This window comes from Flavobacterium sp. PMTSA4 (genome assembly GCF_032098525.1).
GTDB classification, from domain to species: Bacteria; Bacteroidota; Bacteroidia; order Flavobacteriales; family Flavobacteriaceae; genus Flavobacterium; species Flavobacterium capsici.
Genome location: NZ_CP134890.1, coordinates 576,448 through 593,036 on the forward strand (window position 1 = coordinate 576,448; position 16,589 = coordinate 593,036).

Here is a 16,589-nt window from a genome sequence, read left to right on the forward strand (position 1 = left end):
TTGCTATATTTTTTCTTTTAATGCAAATATTCTATTAAGTCATGCAGCAACTCGATTGGATTGTATTATCAGTAACGCTATTATTTATTGTTATCTACGGCGTTTATAAAACTAAAGGTAGCGCAGATGTTCAAGATTATATATTAGGAAACAAGCAAACGCCTTGGTGGACAGTTGGTCTTTCAGTAATGGCGACTCAAGCTAGTGCAATTACATTTTTATCAACACCAGGTCAAGCTTACCATGATGGAATGGGTTTTGTTCAATTCTATTTTGGATTGCCTATTGCCATGGTTGTAATTTCCATGACTTTTATTCCAATTTATCACCGATTAAAAGTTTATACAGCTTATGAATACTTAGAGCAACGCTTTGACTTAAAAACACGTTCATTCACAGCAATTTTGTTTTTAATTCAACGTGGTTTAGGAACAGGTTTGACTATTTATGCGCCATCAATCATTCTTTCAGCAGTTTTGGGTTGGAACTTAACTTTACTTAATATTATAATTGGAATATTAGTAATCATCTACACGTATTCAGGTGGAACAAAAGCGGTAAACGTAACTCAAAAACAACAAATGTTTATCATCATGAGCGGAATGTTTATTACATTCTTCTTGATTTTACATTTGCTACCAAATGACATGACGTTTTCAAATGCAATGCACATTGCAGGTGCAAATGATAAAATGAATATTCTAGATTTTTCATTCGATCCAGAAAACAGATACACCATTTGGAGTGGAATTACTGGCGGTTTCTTTTTAATGCTTTCCTATTTTGGAACCGACCAATCTCAAGTGGGACGTTATCTTTCTGGGAAATCAGATAAAGAAAGTCAAATGGGTTTGATTATGAACGGTTTTCTAAAGGTTCCAATGCAGTTTTTTATACTTTTAACTGGAGTTATGGTTTTTGTTTTCTTTCAATTTAACCCAGTTCCTTTGCATTTTAACCCAGTAAATCAAGATGCAATTGAAAAATCTGTTTATGCTGCTGAATATCATTCACTAGAACAAAAAATTGCTCAATTGAGTGACGAAAAGAAAGAATTTAATTTATTATACATCGATCATTTAAATCAAAATTATGATAACCCAATTCTAAGAAATAAATTAATTTCACTTTCTAATAAAGAGAAGGATTTACACGATCAAGCCAAAGAAATAATCAGTAAAGTTGACACAAAAGCTGAAACAAATGATAAAGATTATGTATTCATTTATTTCATTCTTCACTATTTACCAAGTGGTTTGATTGGTTTATTATTAGCCGTTATACTTTCAGCTGCTATGTCATCTTCTGCATCAGGTTTGACAGCTTTAGCTTCTACTACAGCTATTGATATTTACATGCGAAATCAAAAACGCGAGAAGTCGCCAAAACATTATGTAAATGCCACTAAGTATTTCACTTTATTATGGGGAATCGTTGCTATATTATTTGCATGTTTTGCAACACTATTTGAAAATTTAATACAGTTAGTGAATATTATTGGTTCCATTTTTTATGGAACTGTTCTAGGAGTTTTTCTGGTTGGGTTTTATATTAAATATGTAAAAGCAAATGCAATATTTTGGGGTGCTGTTGCTAGTCAAACTACGATATTTGTAATTTATTATTATACCATTCACATATATCCAAACGGTCAGGAAAAGCTTGGCTATTTATGGTTAAATTTTATTGGAGCAACATTAACTGTTCTACTCGGAATAATACTTCAAATTTTTAGTAAGCGAAAAGAAATAGCATAAAAAAAGCCACGATTTTAATCGTAGCTTTTTAGAATTTATAAAAAAATTATTTTTTAGACCATTCTTTAATACTATCGTTATTCATTTTTACATAATCTGCGTTGTTAGCTTTTTCTGCACCAGCCAATGATTGTTTTGCTGTAGCGATTGCACCAGCTTTGTCACCTAATTTTGCTTGGATTAATGATTTTAATCTCAAATGCCAAAAAGGCGCATCTGCACCTGGCTTAACCATTCCTACTGCTTTATTTACATATTCTAACGCTTTATTTAAATCATTGTCAGAAGCAAATAAATATTGTGCAGCAGAATAGTAATCGCCAGCTGTTGGACCAGCTAATACTTTATTGATGCTTTCCATCGCTGATTTTTGTGTAGGTACTTCAAATTTTACTGAAACCATCGTTTTTTCCCAAGCAATATCTAAAGTAGCGCTATCATTGGTAATATTACCAATCGACATTGTGAAAGTTTCAACCGGATGATTCAACATAGTTGGATCAACATTGGTTAAAACAGCAACTTTATTAGCATCCCAATTTTCAGGTGTACCCCAATTATCAGTAGCAGTATAAAAAACAACTTCCCACATATCTGCTTTTGGAGTAGTAAAAATTGCATACTTCCCTTTTGGTAAAGTAGTTCCTTTAATTACTACATCATCACTGAAAGAAATAGTTGAATTGGCATTAGCACCTGTTCTCCACAGTTTACCAAATGGAACTAAATCTCCAAAAATAGCTCTTCCTTTTGCGCTTGGACGTGAATAATCAATTGTAACGTCTGTTAATCCTACAACTTGATTAACAGTGGCTTTCGGACTTGGCGCAGGTGTTTTTACCTGTGCTTCAATAGTTAGGTTGGCTATCAATACAGCCAAAGCAAATAATAGTTTTTTCATGATATTTAAATTAGTTTTTCAAATTTACAAATTACATACACTTCAAATGTTAATTAAAACTTAAATCAAAATTATTTTGTTTAACAAAATACAATAATTGTTGAACAATTTGTATTTTTACACAAACTAAAAATATGAAAATCTATCGCTTGCATAAAAAGCAAAATTTACCAATAACTATTACTCAGGCTTGGGATTTATTATCTGATCCAAAAAACCTGCAATTGATAACTCCAGATTACATGGGTTTTAAAATTCTTTCAGGTGCGGACAGACCAATGTATCCTGGGCAAATTATTCAATATATCGTAACTCCCGTTTTAGGAATTCCAACCAAATGGGTTACTGAAATTACACATGTTGTTGATAAAGAATATTTTGTAGATGAGCAACGATTTGGGCCTTATGCTTTGTGGCATCATAAACATTTTATAAAAGAAATTCCTGGTGGAGTTGAAATGGAAGATATAGTAGATTATAAAGTTCCAATGGGTATTTTAGGACAATTTGTACATCCTATTTTAGTAAAACCTAAACTCAATGAAATATTTGAGTACAGAAGAAAAAAACTAATCGAACTTTATGGAGAATTTAAAGAACAATAATATGAAAAACATACTTTTAATTGGCGGTTCTTACGGTATTGGACTAGCTATTGCAAAAGAACTTCAATATGACAATAAAGTGTTTATTGCCTCAAGAACTAAAGAAAATATGAGTGACATGAATGTTACTCACATTCCATTTGATGCTACAACCGACACATTAGATGTTAATCATTTACCAGAAGTAATCGATGGATTAGTTTATTGTCCAGGAAGCATAAATCTTCGTCCATTCAGAGGATTAAAAATCGATGCATTCGAATCGGACATGAATATTAATTTCATCAGTATGGTGAAAGTCTTGCAAACCGTTTTACCCAATTTAACAGCATCTAATCAATCTAGCGTAGTATTGTTTAGTAGTGTTGCTGCCAGTATGGGAATGCCTTTTCATACTAGTATTGCCGCTGCAAAAGGCGCTGTTGAAGGTTTTGCAAAAGCATTAGCTGCCGAATATGCACCTAAAATTAGGGTTAATGTCATTGCACCATCATTAACCGATACACCATTAGCGAATAAATTCTTAAATTCGGACGAGAAAAAAGATAAATCTGCCCAACGAAACCCTTTGAAAAAAGTTGGAACATCAGAAGATTTAGCACAAATGGCTTCATTTCTACTGAGTGAAAAAAGTAATTGGATTTCGGGACAAATTTTCCATGTTGATGGCGGAATGTCTACACTTTTGGTAAATGGATAAAAATAAACAAATGAATATATTTTGGTTTCGTCGTGATTTACGTTTGGAAGACAATGTTGGTTTATATCATGCATTACAAAGTGGTGAAGAGATATTACCTATTTTTATCTTCGACAAAAACATCCTTTCACAATTACCAAAAGATGATGCTCGTGTTACTTTCATACACCAACAAGTCGAGAATATCCAAAACCAATTAAAATCAATTGGGAAATCCTTAGCTGTTTTTTATGGAAATCCTTTTGAGGTATATGAAAAACTTATTTCTGAAAACAAAATAAAAACTGTTTTTACCAATCACGATTACGAACCTTATGCTCGCAAAAGAGATTTAGAATTATATCAATTATTCAAAGAAAACAACATCGAATTTAAAACAAGTAAAGATCAAGTTATCTTTGAAAAAAGTGAAGTTGTAAAAGATGATAACACACCATATGTAGTTTATACTCCATATTCTAATAAATGGAAAAAAAAGTTTAAGTTAATCCAATTAAAAAACTATAATTCAGAAGATTACTTAAATAATACAATTTCGCATTCTTATCCTTTTTTAAGTTTAAAAGATATTGGATTCGAAAAGTCTTCAATAAAAGTTTCTGATTATAATGTTTCTAAATCTTTGATTGATAATTATGAAGAAACACGAAACTTTCCCGCGCTTGACAAAACTTCTCATTTAGGTATTTATCTTCGTTTTGGAGTTGTTTCTATTCGCAAAATGGTAGCCAAAGCATTAGAAAGCAAAAACGAAACTTTTCTGAAGGAACTAATTTGGCGTGAGTTTTTTATGCAGATTCTTTGGCATTTTCCACATACAGTAAATAAAAGTTTCAAACCAAAATATGATAAAATCGTTTGGAACAATAATGAGGTTTTATTTCAAAAATGGTGTGAAGGAAAAACAGGTTACCCTTTTGTTGATGCAGGAATGCGCGAATTAAACACAACTGGACACATGCACAATCGCGTTCGTATGATTGTGGCAAGTTTTCTTTGCAAGCATTTATTAATAGATTGGCGTTGGGGTGAAACTTATTTTGCAACCAAGCTATTAGATTACGAGCAAGCGAGCAACGTTGGAAATTGGCAATGGGCTGCGGGTTCTGGAGTTGATGCTGCACCTTATTTCAGGATTTTTAATCCAACTGAGCAAGTAAAAAAGTTTGACAAAGAATTAAAGTATATTAAAAAATGGATTCCTGAGCTAGAAACTTCCGCTTATCCAGAACCAATTGTTGATCACAAAGAAGCGCGCGAAAAATGTTTGATTGCCTATAAAAAAGCCGTTGGTTAATTGTTAATTAATGGTAATAATTCTTTACTCCAAATAGCGTAACCTTTTGCATTCATATGCAAATTGTCTTCAATAAATATATCGTTCATTGGTTTTCCATTTTCAAGCATTTTATCCCAGATATTTACAAAAACTGCATTCTTATCCTGCTTCAAATAATCTTTTATTAAGTCATTGGCAGCTATCATTCTGTCTTTCATTTCCCAGCGAAGAATACAAGGTTTTAACGAAACGAAAATTATTGGAACTTTTGGAAATTGTTTTCTCAAAGTAGTATGTAATGTTTTATAACGGTCAAAAACGATTTGTCCAGTTATTTTTTCTGAACTGGCTACATCATTTTCACCACAGTAAATCACTATCTTTTTTGGATTGTATTTCAGTACTACATCATTTTGATAATAAATCAAATCTTCAAGAGTTGCTCCACCAAAAGCTCTGTTTACTATAGTTTCGTTATGCAAATCTTCTTTTGCCGTTTTCCAAAGTCTGAAAGATGAACTCCCGATAAACAATATCATTCCGTCTTTTGGTGGATTAATACTGTCTTCTGTTTTAAAAGCCTTTATTTCATCCCAAAATAGTTTTTGTTGGGAAAATGTATTTAATGAAATGAATAAAACGATGAGTAAAACACTTAACTTCTTCATGATGGATTAATTTGACGAATTCTGATATAATTCAATTCGTTAAAGTTAGTGATTACTTCATCCGCTTTTGAATAATCCTGCATTTTAGAATGAAAACTATCATAACCTATGCAATATATTCCTGCGGCTTTGGCAGCCAAAACACCATTGGTTGAATCTTCAATTACAATACAATTTTCGACAGAAGTATTTGAAATCATTGCTGCATGTTGAAAAATAGCAGGATGTGGTTTTGACTTTGGAAAATCTTCTCCCGAAACAATATGTGTGAAATATTGATGAAGTTTGAATCGATTAAAAATTCTGTTGATAGTTACTTTTGCAGATGAGGAAGCCAACACCAACTGCATTCCGTTTTGGTGCAAGTCTTTGATTAAATCTTCTACTCCATCCAATAAATACAAATCTTCTTTACTGTCAAAAGCGTCGTTAAATAAATTTCGTTTGGTGTTGACAAGTGTTTCTACATCTTCTGCCAAGTTAAACTCATCTTTTAATCGTTGAAAAATATTCTTCGTAGAATTTCCTGTAAATGAAGAATACATTTCTGGCGATATTTCGATATTTAATTGTTTAAAATGTTCGTGATAAGCATAATGATGTACAGGTTCTGTATCAACGATTACACCATCCATATCAAAGATTACTGTTTGTATCAATTTATGAGTTTTTTGAGGATTGAATTAAGAAATAAAATAATGGTCCAAACACCAACGAAATCAATAGTATTAAAATCCATTTACCAAATACATCCGGCAGATTCATTGCCAATCGTACTGTTTGAATGGCTATCAAGAAGAAAACCAACAAAACAGAAATCTTCATGATGCGTATCATTTTAACCGCTAAAGTATATTGCTTCTCTGCATTGGCTTCAGTAATTTCAACAAGATAATTAAACTTGTTTGGATAAAAAGATAATATTGAAAGTCCGATGTATAAAACCGTTCCAATACTGGTTTCTAAGAAAATCATCCATTTTTCACCAAAACCATCGGGTTTTCCTTCGGCACCAAAATGTGTTGGGATAATTTCGGGTAATTGATTGAAGTTTGTTATCGTGTAAAACCAAAAAGCAATCAGTATCAGAAGACCTACCAGTTCAATTATTTTGTCTAGAAGCGTGAATGGTATTTTGATTTTTGGTCTTTCAGAAACTTCCATTGGCTTAGTCTTCTTTTTTTATCAAATACTTTACAACTGTTTCTGCGGCGTGAAGACCAAACAAGCAAGGCATCCAACTGTTTGTTCCATAAAATGATTTCTTGAAGTTGGTTCCGTCGGTCATTTTTACACTGGTTTCATCTGGTCGTTCATACGAGTAAACTACTTTTACACCTTTTGAAATGCCTTCTTTCTTTAAACGTTTACGAACTACTTTTGCCAACGGACAATAATCAGTTTTTCGAATATCGGTAACTCTCACTTTAGCAGCTTCATACTTTCCTCCTGCACCCATATTACTGATAACTTTCACACCATTGCGCTTGGCTGCTATTATCAAGTTTAGCTTTGGAGTCACACTGTCAATACAATCCAAAACATAGTCAAAATCTTTAGTAACAATTTCTTTCGCTCTGTCGGGTTCAAGAAACTCTTTAATAGGCGTTAAATTCAATTCAGGATTAATATCAAGCAATCGTGTTGCCATCAACTCTACTTTTGGTAAACCAACGGTTGAGTGCAAAGCAGGTAATTGACGATTAATATTGGTAATATCAACCACGTCGCCATCAACAATAGTCATGTTTCCAACTCCAGCACGAGCTAAAAACTCTGCAGCAAAAGAGCCCACACCACCAAGCCCAACTACTAAAACGTTGGCGTTTTTTAATTTGTTAATTCCTTCTTCTTTAAATAAAAGCGCTGCTCTTTCTTGCCACTTTGCCATGATGAAAACCAATTTTAAAGCCGCAAAAATAAGGAAAAATATAGAATTGAAAGTATTCTCTTTTACAGCAAAAGATACATTAACAATATTTTTTTCATCAAATTAGTAATATTGTTGAAAAATTAAATTATTTTTAACTATTCCTCAAAAAGGAATATTAAATTTTATGAAATAACGATCAGCTATAATTTTAAATGAAAAACTGGAATAAACTTTATACTGATATTTCACAAAGATTGAAAGACAATCTTGCGCCTCATTTAACCTATCATTGCTGGGAACATACTGTTTATGTAATTGATAGGGTTGAACACATTGCCCACAAAGAGCATTGCTCTGAATACAACATTTTGTTGATGAAAGCCGCTGCATTGTTTCATGATTCTGGCTATATGAATCATGAGGTTGAAGACCACGAAGCCGAAAGCTGCCGCATTGCACAAGAGCTATTGCCTAACTATGGTTTCTCGTCAACCGAAGTGGCAAAGATTACCGGAATGATTATGGCAACCAAAATACCACAGCAACCCAAAAACAAACTCGAACAAATAGTGGCCGATGCCGACCTGGAATACCTGGGTACCGAAAATTTTATTGAAATAGGCACGCGGTTGTATCATGAACTCAAGCACTACAATCCTGCGCTGACGGTTCAGGAATGGGATAACATACAAATTAAGTTCCTGCAGTCGCACCACTACCACACCGACTATTGCCTGCAACACCGCGCTAAAGCAAAAGAGATTAATCTTCAACTGCTATTGGAAAAATAGTATATTTTCTTAATATTATAAAAACCCATTCAGGTCGACTCTGAAGGGTTCTTTTTTTGGCAATTTTAAGCTGCCATTAGCTTCAGTGGTATACTCAATGGTGACACACTCACTGTGTTTACCCCAAAAACGTAGAAATAATAAACCACTCCTACTTTTAGGTTACTGAACACCTTTCTTCTCGATTTGTTCAAATCATAGCGCACTGCTGGTATTCCTTCCGGAAAAACCAATTGCCCGTTAACAATGCTCAAATCCGAAAGCTCTCGGCCTTCCACGCAGATGCAACCATAGTTTACCACACCAAAGTTACTAACTGGGAAAATGTTAACAATAACTTCTCCAGCGTTTTCGGAGCGCTTTACCGTAAAATTGGTAAACTGCACTAAAGGTGGCACTGGCTGTGCAGCTTCTTTAGAAGGTTCAAATCCGCTTAAAACAATTTTTGACGCATCGCCCAATGCTACTGAGTTTACATAAGCCGCCAATGAATTCAGCATAGCTATCAAGGCATTGTAGGCATTAAGAAACTCCGTTAATTTAGATGGACCATACTTGTCATACTCCACAAAAGCGTTAATAAAAGCACTTTTGGTAGCCGTAAACTCTGCTTCGCTATACGGAGGCGCAACAAAGACGGCAGCGTTTTGATACAATCCGCCGAGTATCAACTCGCAGAACGTATCTAAAGACGTGGCAGTATACTGCCTGAAATTCAATTTACAGAATCTAATTCTCATGATTTCAAATATTTAATTACTACTAGTATGAAAAAAATCTCTTTTTCCATTTCAAAATAATAACGTAAACAGTATTTCGATTATTGTATCAAATTGTGAGAAAAGTTGAAAAATTGGGAAAACATTAACGTTTAAGGTCAAAACTTGGAGCTGGCAGGTCAAAAGTTTGAGCCTCAAGGTCTAAAAATTGACCTAAAACCCAAAAATGCGCCTTTTTTAACCTCGCCAACGGTGTTTTTGGGGTAACTTTTGCCGTTTCTATACTCAGCAGCGCCGATGGCGCACCTTCCAACGCCGTTTTTGGGGTTACTTTTGCCGTTTTTATACTAAAAAACGCCGTTGGTACACCTTCCAATGCCGTTTCTGAGGTAACTTTTGCCGTTTTTATACCAACATGCGCCGATGGCGCACCTTCAAACGCCGTTTCTGAGGTAACTTTTGCCGTTTTTATACTAAAAAACGCCGTTGGCAGTGCATCAACTAACAACAATTACCCAACCGTAATTGATAATTATTACTCCGTGATTAAAAAAAGGGGGATTTCCCCCTTTTTTATGATAAAGGGATTGATTAGATTTGGAAAAGTAATGACACTAATTAGTTTATATAAAATTGATTTATCAAATTTTTAAAATTTTAAAGTATTAATATTGAGTATGGCAAAAAAAGTAAATAACTCAAATAGTCAATGGAATAGTCAACCTGAAAATAGATTTGTTGCATTTTTTGATATTTTAGGTTTTAAAGATTCTGTTTTAAAAGATGATCATAATGTTGTTTATGATAAATTATACAAATTATCTAATCACATTAATGTACTTGAAAAACCTTTTACTGGTGAAAACGGAGAAATAGTTCCCTCAAATCTTAAAACTTATAATTTTTCAGATTCAATAATTATTTTTTCAAAAACTGATTCTGCTGAAGATTTCAATACTTTTTATCTTTCAGCAATTGTTCTTTTTTCAAATGCAGTAAGTATGGGAATTCCTTTGAAAGGAGGAATTGCTCATGGTAAAATAACAATTAATCAATCAAAAAAAATATTTTTTGGACAACCCTTAATTGATGCTTATCAAATTGAAGAAGATTTAAAATACTTTGGAATTGCTGTACACAATTCAATAGAAAAATATATGGAGGAAAATAATTTAGAAAAAAGAGTTGATCACTTTTTTTTCGAGGAAACAACACCATTTAAATCAGGTAAAATAATTCATAAAAATTTAAATTGGTTTTTGGCTTATGCAATTGAAAAAAATATTGAGATTAATGATAAAGCGAAAGTAAAAGAAAATATTTTAAAAAAAATTAAAGAATTTAGATTAACTACATCAGGTAGTCCTAGAATATATATAGATAATACAATAAACATTATTGAAAGTCTTTATAAATAAAAGAAGATAACAAACCATGAAACTTGAAAATAACTGGCAACAAAAAACACTTGAATCACTTGAGAAAAAAGTTTGGCCATCTTTAAATTCAGATGAAAGTTCTTATCTGATAAAAACTTGTAATGCATTGCGTAAAAAGGAATTGCAAGATTTTACAACCGAAGACCTTCGAATCATGATTGGACAAGAAATTGGACTTCCATTTTTGATTCCACTTGCCTTGGAAACCTTGAAGGACAATTTGTTTGCCGAAGGAGATATGTATGAGGGTGATTTACTTAAAAATGTATTAGAGATTGATACTAAATTTTGGAATGACAATGAAGAGTACTGGCATCAACTAAACAACTTAATTAAGGAAAGACGTCAAGAAATTATAGAAATGAGATTTGATATTTCTAAATTTGATAATTGCGAACACAAAACATGAAGATTATTAGCCTTTTAAATTTCCCGTTGCGCAAAGCCTTCAGACTTTGAGCTAGTGACAATAACCATAACAACCAAAAGATGAAAAGAAAAAAAGTAGTATATATTTTTTGTTGCTTACTAATAATATTTAGTTCACTAACAGTCTTAGGGCAAAAATCAAAGTGTACTGATTTTAAAAACGGTACGTTTGAATACTTAGTATCCGATAAAAGCTTACCAAAAGCAGTCAGTACAAGAACTGACTCCATTCAGATTGATTCTTACTCTGATAAAAAAATAGAATTTAAAAGTAAAATAAATTGGTTAACAGAATGCAGGTATGAATTAGAATGTATATCGGTTAATAAACCATCAGAAAACAGTCAGATAGGTGAAAAAGTAATTGTTCAAATTGACAAAATAGAAGGAAAAAAAGCTTTTTGTCATTATGAATATGACGATGGGACAATTAGAGAGTTTATAATAATTTAAATCAAATAATAACAAGCTGAGTAAAGTCTTCATATTTAGGCTGGTAACATAAAAAAACATTTATGACTCGAAATCAAAACCTAGCAAGCAGGCTTCGCGAAGTCTATCTGAACGGACGATGGATAGCCAACACCAATTATAAGGAACAAATAGAAAGCATTACTTGGCAACAAGCCACACAAAAGGTTGCCAACCTGAATACCATTGCGCTACTCACCTATCATGTGAATTATTACTTGGCGGGTTTGATAGATGCTTTTCAAAATGGTAAACTAGAAATCAGCGACAAATATAGTTTTGATATGCCACCACTCCATTCTGAACACAATTGGAAAATGATGGTGGAAGGTTTTCTAACCAACGCCGAAAAGTTTGCACAATGTGTAGAACAATTGGAAGACCATTGCTTAGACGAAGCCTTCATTGATGAAAAATATGGAACCTACTTACGCAACATTGAAGGCGTGCTTGAGCACAGCTATTACCACTTAGGACAAATATCACTTATTAGAAAAATGATAACTTCCTAGTGTTATTCGTTTCTATAAAAATCGTATCTTTCGGTAACGTTGCAACAAAAAGAAATAGTAACAATCAAAAAATACGGTTATGAATTCTATTGAACTTAAAAACCTTCAGGCACCATTAAAAGAAAAATACACCACCAATCCCGAAACTGCATTAATTACTTTAAAGGCGATAGGAAATCTTAGCGATGGTATTTCGTGTAAAGTAAACACAGGAAAAGCCATGATTGAAGCTGGTTTGCATCCTGCAACTGGAGGAACAGGAATGCTTGCGTGTTCGGGCGATATGCTTTTAGAATCGCTGGTGGCTTGTGCTGGTGTAACCTTAAGTGCAGTAGCCACAGCACTGGGAATCGAAATCAAAAGTGGCGAAGTAAAAGCTGAAGGCGATTTGGATTTTAGAGGAACACTTGCCGTTTCTAAAGAAGCCGAAGTGGGTTTCAAATCCATTCGATTGAGTTTTACCCTTGATACTACCGCTACCGAAGAACAACTACAAAGCCTTGCAAAACTAACCGAAAGATATTGTGTGGTCTATCAAACTATTTCTAAAGGTGTAGCTATTGAAACAGTTTATAATTAAGCTTTAGTATCTTTGTAGTATTACTGAAACATCATGAAAAAAGCACTTATCCCAAACTTATTTATAACCCTACTAATACTAGCTATTATAGGCACATCTTGTTCACCAATGAAATCGACTACTACTGCCAAAGAAGAAAAAGACAACACTATCTATTTTAAAGCAGGTGATTCAGTACCTTTTTGGAGAGTTACCATTTCCGAAAAAGAAGTAGTACTTACCACAAAGCAAAACACTTTAGTTTTTCCACATGAAGAACCTATACGCGCTATGGACAGCAATGTTAAACGATACCAACTGCGTTCGGATGATGCTGATATGAGTGTAACTATTGCTCAAGAAGAATGTACTAATCCTATATCGGGCGAAAAGTTGCCTTATTCAGTAGTTTTAAAATACAAAATATTCACAGAGTTACCTGTTAACAATCTTTCGGGCTGTGGCGCATACATTACCGATTATCGTTTGAACGACATTTGGGTTTTGGAAACTTTAAACGGAACCAAAGCTGAAGTTTCCGATTACAGAGACAAACTACCATCACTAGAAATCAATACTACTACCAATTCTTTTTCTGGTTTTGCAGGATGCAACAACATGGCAGGCGAACTGTTTTATGAAAGAGGATTGTTGCGCTTTACTAAAACCATCAGCACCATGATGTATTGTGAAAACAACAAAGAGAAAGATTTTTTATTGGCGCTACACAAAGCCACAACCTACAAAATAGAAAACAACCGCTTGACGCTTTCTAACCCATCGGGAACACTAATGGTTTTGAAAAAAGTAGATTAGAAAATGGTATTCCAGGTAGTAGAAACTATGGCTTTCAAATCTTCAATAGTCATTTCTTTATATTCTGCGGCTTTGGCATAGACTTCTTCTAAAGTTTCGGCTATCATATCGGTTTCGAGCAGAAAACGGTCATTAGGCATTGAGAGAAATGTAGTTTTCAACTCAGGATTTTGCAACAAGTATTTCCCAAACGAAAGGTAGAAACCATTATCCAATAATTGCTTGGCTACTTGCGCATTTTTAGAAAAACCATGCAACACCACTGGAACTTTTATGTTCAATCGTTTGTTTAAAGCAATCAACTCATCATAAGCCGCTACCAAATGCAATACCAAAGGTTTGTTGAATCGTTCGGCTAAGGCAATTTGCTTTTCAAAAACTTCCAGTTGCAAAACCATGGGAACTTCAATGCGTTTGTCTAATCCGCATTCGCCAACTGCTAAACATTCGGGCAAGGCTAACTTCTCCTCCATTATTTTCAAATCGGTTTCCAAACGTTTTTCATCAATATGCCAAGGATGAATCCCAATGGAATACTGAGGAACCGATTCGTTAAACTCCCAAGGATATTGATTGACCAGTTCTACCACATCGGGATTGTTAGTATAGTGGTGCGCATGCAGATTGTAGAATTTCATTAGTCGTGAAACTTTTTAACGCCAGCTTTTACTTCAATAGGCAAATCGTTTTCCAAAGGAACTTTTGGACAAGAATACTTGTGGTTGTAAGCACAATAAGGATTGTAGGCTTTGTTGAAATCGATGGTCCAGGTTTTTCCTTTTTGAATGCGCATGTCTATATAGCGTCCGCCAATGTAGCTTTCCTTTCCATTCGTCAAATCAGAAAAGGGTAAAAACAAGTAGTCCTCATAGCCTTCCCGTTGAATCAAATCCATGTTTTGATATACGTTTAGTTTGAGTTCTTTTCCGTTCAAAGTAAAATGCAATTCACCATACTTCTTGTATTCTGGTAACCGACTGGTAGATGTTTTCATTTGAAAAACCTTTTCGTTCTTGCTTTTTACAAACTTAGCCGAAACAATATAAGCAGCATCAATCGGAAAAAAATCCAAACCTTTAAAGTCGGCCAAATCCTCTTTCATCAAAGGACTTTCTTTGGCATCAGCATATTCTTTATTTAATTTGTCCTGAAATTCTTTAGAGGTTTCTGGTTTATTTTCTTGTGAAAAAGAAATCGAAACGTTTAAAAACAAAAGGAGGAAAAGAAATTTTTTCATAATGTTAATTTTAACAAAAATACTAGAAAACTTTAAAAGCCACAACGATACAAAACTTTACCTTTGCAACATCAATCAATCGCCATGCTCAAAGACGCAATTCTTCGCTATTTCGACAATTACAAAGGATTTTCAAGAGAAATTTGGATACTTACCTTAATCACTTTTATCAACCGTGCCGGAACGATGGTATTGCCGTTTCTTTCTAAATACCTGAAAGAAGATTTGAATTTTACATACAGTCAAGTAGGTTGGATAATGGTTTGCTTTGGTGTCGGTTCTATGTTGGGTTCATGGTTAGGCGGAAAACTATCCGATAAAATTGGTTTTTATAAAATCATGGTGTTTAGTTTGTTCACCAGTGGATTGATGTTTTTTGGACTTCAATTGATTACCAGTTTTGAAGGATTGTGTTTTGCTATGTTTGCCATTATGGTTGTAGCCGATATGTTTCGTCCTGCCATGTTTGTATCACTTGGTGCTTATGCAAAACCCGAAAACAGAACTCGTGCTTTAACATTAGTAAGATTGGCAATCAATCTTGGTTTTGCTGCAGGACCAGCTTTAGGTGGTTTAATCATTATGACTATTGGTTACAAAGGATTGTTTTGGGCTGATGGCGCAACGTGTATTGTTGCTATTCTGATATTTGCATTTACGGTTAAAGAAAAAACAAAATCAAAATACATCGACAAAAAAGATCCTGACAATGTATTGACGCATTCGGTATTTAAAGACAAACCGTTTTGGGTGTTTTTAGGAACGTGTTTGATAACAGGTATTTTATTCTTTCAATTATTCACCACTATTCCACTCTACCATAAAGAGCAATTCAATCTAACCGAATTCCAAACTGGATTGTTGCTAACCCTAAACGGATTGTTGGTCTTCTTACTCGAAATGCCAATAGTAAGTTATATTGAACGGAATAAAATCAATAAGATAAAAGTAGTAACCATTGGTAGTCTTGCCATGGCAATAAGTCTGTTTTTAATGCTCATCAACACTTGGGCAGGAATTCTTATCATTATGATGCTCTTTATGACCTTTGCCGAAATGTTTGCTTTTCCGTTCTCTAATTCAATTGCAATGAGTCGCGCTCCTAAAGGTCACGAAGGTCGTTATATGGCTATTTACACCATGAGTTTTAGTTTGGCACATATCCTTAGTGCTAATACTGGTATGCAAATCATTGAACATTTTGGTGGTTATCAAACCAATTGGTTTTTTATGGGAATCCTCGGTTTAATTGGAACTGCTCTTGGCTACTGGACTATAAAACTCGTAGAAGCCGAGAAGAAAATGCAGTAAATATTACTTCACTTGCTGCTTCTTACTGTCTATAACACAAAACTTCTTTTTCTTCTTTAAAAGGAAAACTTAAAAAATAGTTAAATAACTATAAAAGTAGTTGTGTAACTAAAAGAATAGTTATAAGTTTGTTTTGGTTTTAAATTAGTAACACAATCGTCATGCAAAAATTAACGAACAAAGAAGAAGAAATCATGCAAATTTTATGGAAGCTGAAAAAAGCTTTTGTAAAGGAAGTATTGGCAGAAATTGAAGAAGACAAGCCACACTACAACACACTTTCCACTATCATCAGAAATTTAGAGGAAAAAGGTTTTGTTTCACACAATGCCTTTGGAAACACTCACCAATACTTCCCGATTGTAAAAATGGAAGAATACAGAAAGCGTTTTATGAATACCGCTATAGAAACCTATTTTGACAATTCTTATAAAAGTATGGTATCCTTTTTTGCGGAAGAAGAAAAAATTTCTGCTGACGAACTAAGAGAAATTCTAGCGCTAATTGAACAAAAGAAATAGT

Annotated in this window: 22 protein-coding genes; 13 read left to right on the top strand and 9 right to left on the bottom strand. The window is 33.7% G+C overall.

Features of this window, described 5'->3' with window-relative positions:
• The first annotated feature begins 41 nt into the window (after nucleotides 1-41).
• Nucleotides 42-1,757 (top strand): sodium:solute symporter, encoded by a 1,716-nt coding sequence (locus RN605_RS02720; protein ID WP_313321986.1) that lies wholly within the window; start codon nucleotides 42-44, stop codon nucleotides 1,755-1,757.
• A 46-nt stretch (nucleotides 1,758-1,803) separates the two neighbouring features.
• Here RN605_RS02720 and RN605_RS02725 read toward each other — a convergent pair whose 3' ends face one another.
• Nucleotides 1,804-2,658, bottom strand: coding sequence for a DUF2911 domain-containing protein (locus tag RN605_RS02725; protein ID WP_313321987.1), 855 nt, complete (start codon nucleotides 2,656-2,658; stop codon nucleotides 1,804-1,806).
• 134 nt (nucleotides 2,659-2,792) lie between these two features.
• On the opposite strand from RN605_RS02725, the gene RN605_RS02730 reads away from it, so the two are divergent.
• The 3 genes from RN605_RS02730 to RN605_RS02740 are packed head-to-tail and all read left to right on the top strand — an operon-like array spanning nucleotide 2,793 to nucleotide 5,260.
• Complete coding sequence (locus RN605_RS02730) at nucleotides 2,793-3,263, top strand: SRPBCC family protein (RefSeq protein ID WP_313321989.1); 471 nt, start codon at nucleotides 2,793-2,795, stop codon at nucleotides 3,261-3,263.
• A 1-nt stretch (nucleotide 3,264) separates the two neighbouring features.
• Entirely contained in the window at nucleotides 3,265-3,963 is a 699-nt protein-coding gene (locus RN605_RS02735) for an SDR family NAD(P)-dependent oxidoreductase (RefSeq protein WP_313321991.1), read from the top strand.
• A 10-nt stretch (nucleotides 3,964-3,973) separates the two neighbouring features.
• The gene (locus RN605_RS02740) at nucleotides 3,974-5,260 is read left to right on the top strand and encodes a cryptochrome/photolyase family protein (protein WP_313321992.1); all 1,287 of its coding nucleotides are present in this window, start codon (nucleotides 3,974-3,976) and stop codon (nucleotides 5,258-5,260) included.
• On the opposite strand, the gene RN605_RS02745 is transcribed toward RN605_RS02740, so the two are convergent.
• The 4 genes from RN605_RS02745 to RN605_RS02760 are packed head-to-tail and all read right to left on the bottom strand — an operon-like array spanning nucleotide 5,257 to nucleotide 7,801.
• Nucleotides 5,257-5,910, bottom strand: coding sequence for a GDSL-type esterase/lipase family protein (locus RN605_RS02745; protein WP_313321994.1), 654 nt, complete (start codon nucleotides 5,908-5,910; stop codon nucleotides 5,257-5,259). The two genes, RN605_RS02740 and RN605_RS02745, sit on opposite strands and share 4 nt — an antisense overlap.
• Nucleotides 5,907-6,569: an HAD family hydrolase gene (locus tag RN605_RS02750; protein ID WP_313321996.1), complete on the bottom strand. Its 663-nt coding sequence runs from the start codon at nucleotides 6,567-6,569 to the stop codon at nucleotides 5,907-5,909. Before RN605_RS02750 ends, RN605_RS02745 begins: the two co-directional genes overlap by 4 nt.
• A gap of 1 nt (nucleotide 6,570) precedes the next feature.
• A complete protein-coding gene (locus tag RN605_RS02755; RefSeq protein WP_313321998.1) occupies nucleotides 6,571-7,074 on the bottom strand; it encodes a DUF1648 domain-containing protein in 504 nt (167 codons plus the stop codon).
• Nucleotides 7,075-7,078: 4 nt separating this feature from the next.
• A complete protein-coding gene (locus RN605_RS02760; RefSeq protein ID WP_313322000.1) occupies nucleotides 7,079-7,801 on the bottom strand; it encodes a tRNA threonylcarbamoyladenosine dehydratase in 723 nt (240 codons plus the stop codon).
• A gap of 194 nt (nucleotides 7,802-7,995) precedes the next feature.
• Between RN605_RS02760 and RN605_RS02765 the strand changes: the two genes are divergently transcribed.
• Nucleotides 7,996-8,574, top strand: a complete 579-nt coding sequence (locus RN605_RS02765) for an HD domain-containing protein (RefSeq protein WP_313322001.1) — start codon at nucleotides 7,996-7,998, stop codon at nucleotides 8,572-8,574.
• A gap of 65 nt (nucleotides 8,575-8,639) precedes the next feature.
• On the opposite strand, the gene RN605_RS02770 is transcribed toward RN605_RS02765, so the two are convergent.
• Together RN605_RS02770 and RN605_RS02775 are read right to left on the bottom strand one after the other, a co-directional pair.
• Nucleotides 8,640-9,314, bottom strand: a complete 675-nt coding sequence (locus tag RN605_RS02770) for a hypothetical protein (protein WP_313322002.1) — start codon at nucleotides 9,312-9,314, stop codon at nucleotides 8,640-8,642.
• Between the two features lie 124 nt (nucleotides 9,315-9,438).
• On the bottom strand, nucleotides 9,439-9,804 hold the full coding sequence (locus RN605_RS02775; protein ID WP_313322003.1) for a hypothetical protein: 366 nt from the start codon (nucleotides 9,802-9,804) through the stop codon (nucleotides 9,439-9,441).
• Between the two features lie 166 nt (nucleotides 9,805-9,970).
• Between RN605_RS02775 and RN605_RS02780 the strand changes: the two genes are divergently transcribed.
• The 6 genes from RN605_RS02780 (at nucleotide 9,971) to RN605_RS02805 (ending at nucleotide 13,519) form a co-directional block, all read left to right on the top strand.
• Nucleotides 9,971-10,711 (top strand): hypothetical protein, encoded by a 741-nt coding sequence (locus tag RN605_RS02780; RefSeq protein ID WP_313322005.1) that lies wholly within the window; start codon nucleotides 9,971-9,973, stop codon nucleotides 10,709-10,711.
• A gap of 16 nt (nucleotides 10,712-10,727) precedes the next feature.
• The gene (locus RN605_RS02785; RefSeq protein WP_313322007.1) at nucleotides 10,728-11,141 is read left to right on the top strand and encodes a contact-dependent growth inhibition system immunity protein; all 414 of its coding nucleotides are present in this window, start codon (nucleotides 10,728-10,730) and stop codon (nucleotides 11,139-11,141) included.
• Nucleotides 11,142-11,221: 80 nt separating this feature from the next.
• Nucleotides 11,222-11,614, top strand: a complete 393-nt coding sequence (locus RN605_RS02790) for a hypothetical protein (RefSeq protein ID WP_313322009.1) — start codon at nucleotides 11,222-11,224, stop codon at nucleotides 11,612-11,614.
• A gap of 62 nt (nucleotides 11,615-11,676) precedes the next feature.
• Nucleotides 11,677-12,144, top strand: a complete 468-nt coding sequence (locus RN605_RS02795; RefSeq protein WP_313322011.1) for a DUF1572 domain-containing protein — start codon at nucleotides 11,677-11,679, stop codon at nucleotides 12,142-12,144.
• A gap of 79 nt (nucleotides 12,145-12,223) precedes the next feature.
• Nucleotides 12,224-12,724: an OsmC family protein gene (locus tag RN605_RS02800; protein WP_313322013.1), complete on the top strand. Its 501-nt coding sequence runs from the start codon at nucleotides 12,224-12,226 to the stop codon at nucleotides 12,722-12,724.
• A gap of 33 nt (nucleotides 12,725-12,757) precedes the next feature.
• A complete protein-coding gene (locus tag RN605_RS02805) occupies nucleotides 12,758-13,519 on the top strand; it encodes an META domain-containing protein (RefSeq protein ID WP_313322015.1) in 762 nt (253 codons plus the stop codon).
• On the opposite strand, the gene RN605_RS02810 is transcribed toward RN605_RS02805, so the two are convergent.
• On the bottom strand, nucleotides 13,516-14,157 hold the full coding sequence (locus tag RN605_RS02810; RefSeq protein ID WP_313322016.1) for a TatD family hydrolase: 642 nt from the start codon (nucleotides 14,155-14,157) through the stop codon (nucleotides 13,516-13,518). The genes RN605_RS02805 and RN605_RS02810 overlap by 4 nt on opposite strands.
• Nucleotides 14,157-14,756, bottom strand: coding sequence for a DUF1684 domain-containing protein (locus RN605_RS02815; protein ID WP_313322017.1), 600 nt, complete (start codon nucleotides 14,754-14,756; stop codon nucleotides 14,157-14,159). The genes RN605_RS02810 and RN605_RS02815 overlap by 1 nt, the downstream gene beginning before the upstream one ends.
• 84 nt (nucleotides 14,757-14,840) lie before the next feature.
• On the opposite strand from RN605_RS02815, the gene RN605_RS02820 reads away from it, so the two are divergent.
• A complete protein-coding gene (locus tag RN605_RS02820; RefSeq protein WP_313325780.1) occupies nucleotides 14,841-16,067 on the top strand; it encodes an MDR family MFS transporter in 1,227 nt (408 codons plus the stop codon).
• A gap of 161 nt (nucleotides 16,068-16,228) precedes the next feature.
• Entirely contained in the window at nucleotides 16,229-16,588 is a 360-nt protein-coding gene (locus RN605_RS02825; RefSeq protein WP_313322019.1) for a BlaI/MecI/CopY family transcriptional regulator, read from the top strand.
• Nucleotide 16,589: the final 1 nt, after the last annotated feature.

Coding starts and splice junctions, on each gene's coding strand:
- RN605_RS02720 (WP_313321986.1), top strand. CDS start 42: ATGCAGCAACTCGATTGGATTGTATTATCAGTAACGCTATTATTTATT.
- RN605_RS02725 (WP_313321987.1), bottom strand. CDS start 2,658: ATGAAAAAACTATTATTTGCTTTGGCTGTATTGATAGCCAACCTAACT.
- RN605_RS02730 (WP_313321989.1), top strand. CDS start 2,793: ATGAAAATCTATCGCTTGCATAAAAAGCAAAATTTACCAATAACTATT.
- RN605_RS02735 (WP_313321991.1), top strand. CDS start 3,265: ATGAAAAACATACTTTTAATTGGCGGTTCTTACGGTATTGGACTAGCT.
- RN605_RS02740 (WP_313321992.1), top strand. CDS start 3,974: ATGAATATATTTTGGTTTCGTCGTGATTTACGTTTGGAAGACAATGTT.
- RN605_RS02745 (WP_313321994.1), bottom strand. CDS start 5,910: ATGAAGAAGTTAAGTGTTTTACTCATCGTTTTATTCATTTCATTAAAT.
- RN605_RS02755 (WP_313321998.1), bottom strand. CDS start 7,074: ATGGAAGTTTCTGAAAGACCAAAAATCAAAATACCATTCACGCTTCTA.
- RN605_RS02760 (WP_313322000.1), bottom strand. CDS start 7,801: ATGGCAAAGTGGCAAGAAAGAGCAGCGCTTTTATTTAAAGAAGAAGGA.
- RN605_RS02765 (WP_313322001.1), top strand. CDS start 7,996: ATGAAAAACTGGAATAAACTTTATACTGATATTTCACAAAGATTGAAA.
- RN605_RS02770 (WP_313322002.1), bottom strand. CDS start 9,314: ATGAGAATTAGATTCTGTAAATTGAATTTCAGGCAGTATACTGCCACG.
- RN605_RS02780 (WP_313322005.1), top strand. CDS start 9,971: ATGGCAAAAAAAGTAAATAACTCAAATAGTCAATGGAATAGTCAACCT.
- RN605_RS02785 (WP_313322007.1), top strand. CDS start 10,728: ATGAAACTTGAAAATAACTGGCAACAAAAAACACTTGAATCACTTGAG.
- RN605_RS02790 (WP_313322009.1), top strand. CDS start 11,222: ATGAAAAGAAAAAAAGTAGTATATATTTTTTGTTGCTTACTAATAATA.
- RN605_RS02795 (WP_313322011.1), top strand. CDS start 11,677: ATGACTCGAAATCAAAACCTAGCAAGCAGGCTTCGCGAAGTCTATCTG.
- RN605_RS02800 (WP_313322013.1), top strand. CDS start 12,224: ATGAATTCTATTGAACTTAAAAACCTTCAGGCACCATTAAAAGAAAAA.
- RN605_RS02805 (WP_313322015.1), top strand. CDS start 12,758: ATGAAAAAAGCACTTATCCCAAACTTATTTATAACCCTACTAATACTA.
- RN605_RS02810 (WP_313322016.1), bottom strand. CDS start 14,157: ATGAAATTCTACAATCTGCATGCGCACCACTATACTAACAATCCCGAT.
- RN605_RS02815 (WP_313322017.1), bottom strand. CDS start 14,756: ATGAAAAAATTTCTTTTCCTCCTTTTGTTTTTAAACGTTTCGATTTCT.
- RN605_RS02820 (WP_313325780.1), top strand. CDS start 14,841: ATGCTCAAAGACGCAATTCTTCGCTATTTCGACAATTACAAAGGATTT.
- RN605_RS02825 (WP_313322019.1), top strand. CDS start 16,229: ATGCAAAAATTAACGAACAAAGAAGAAGAAATCATGCAAATTTTATGG.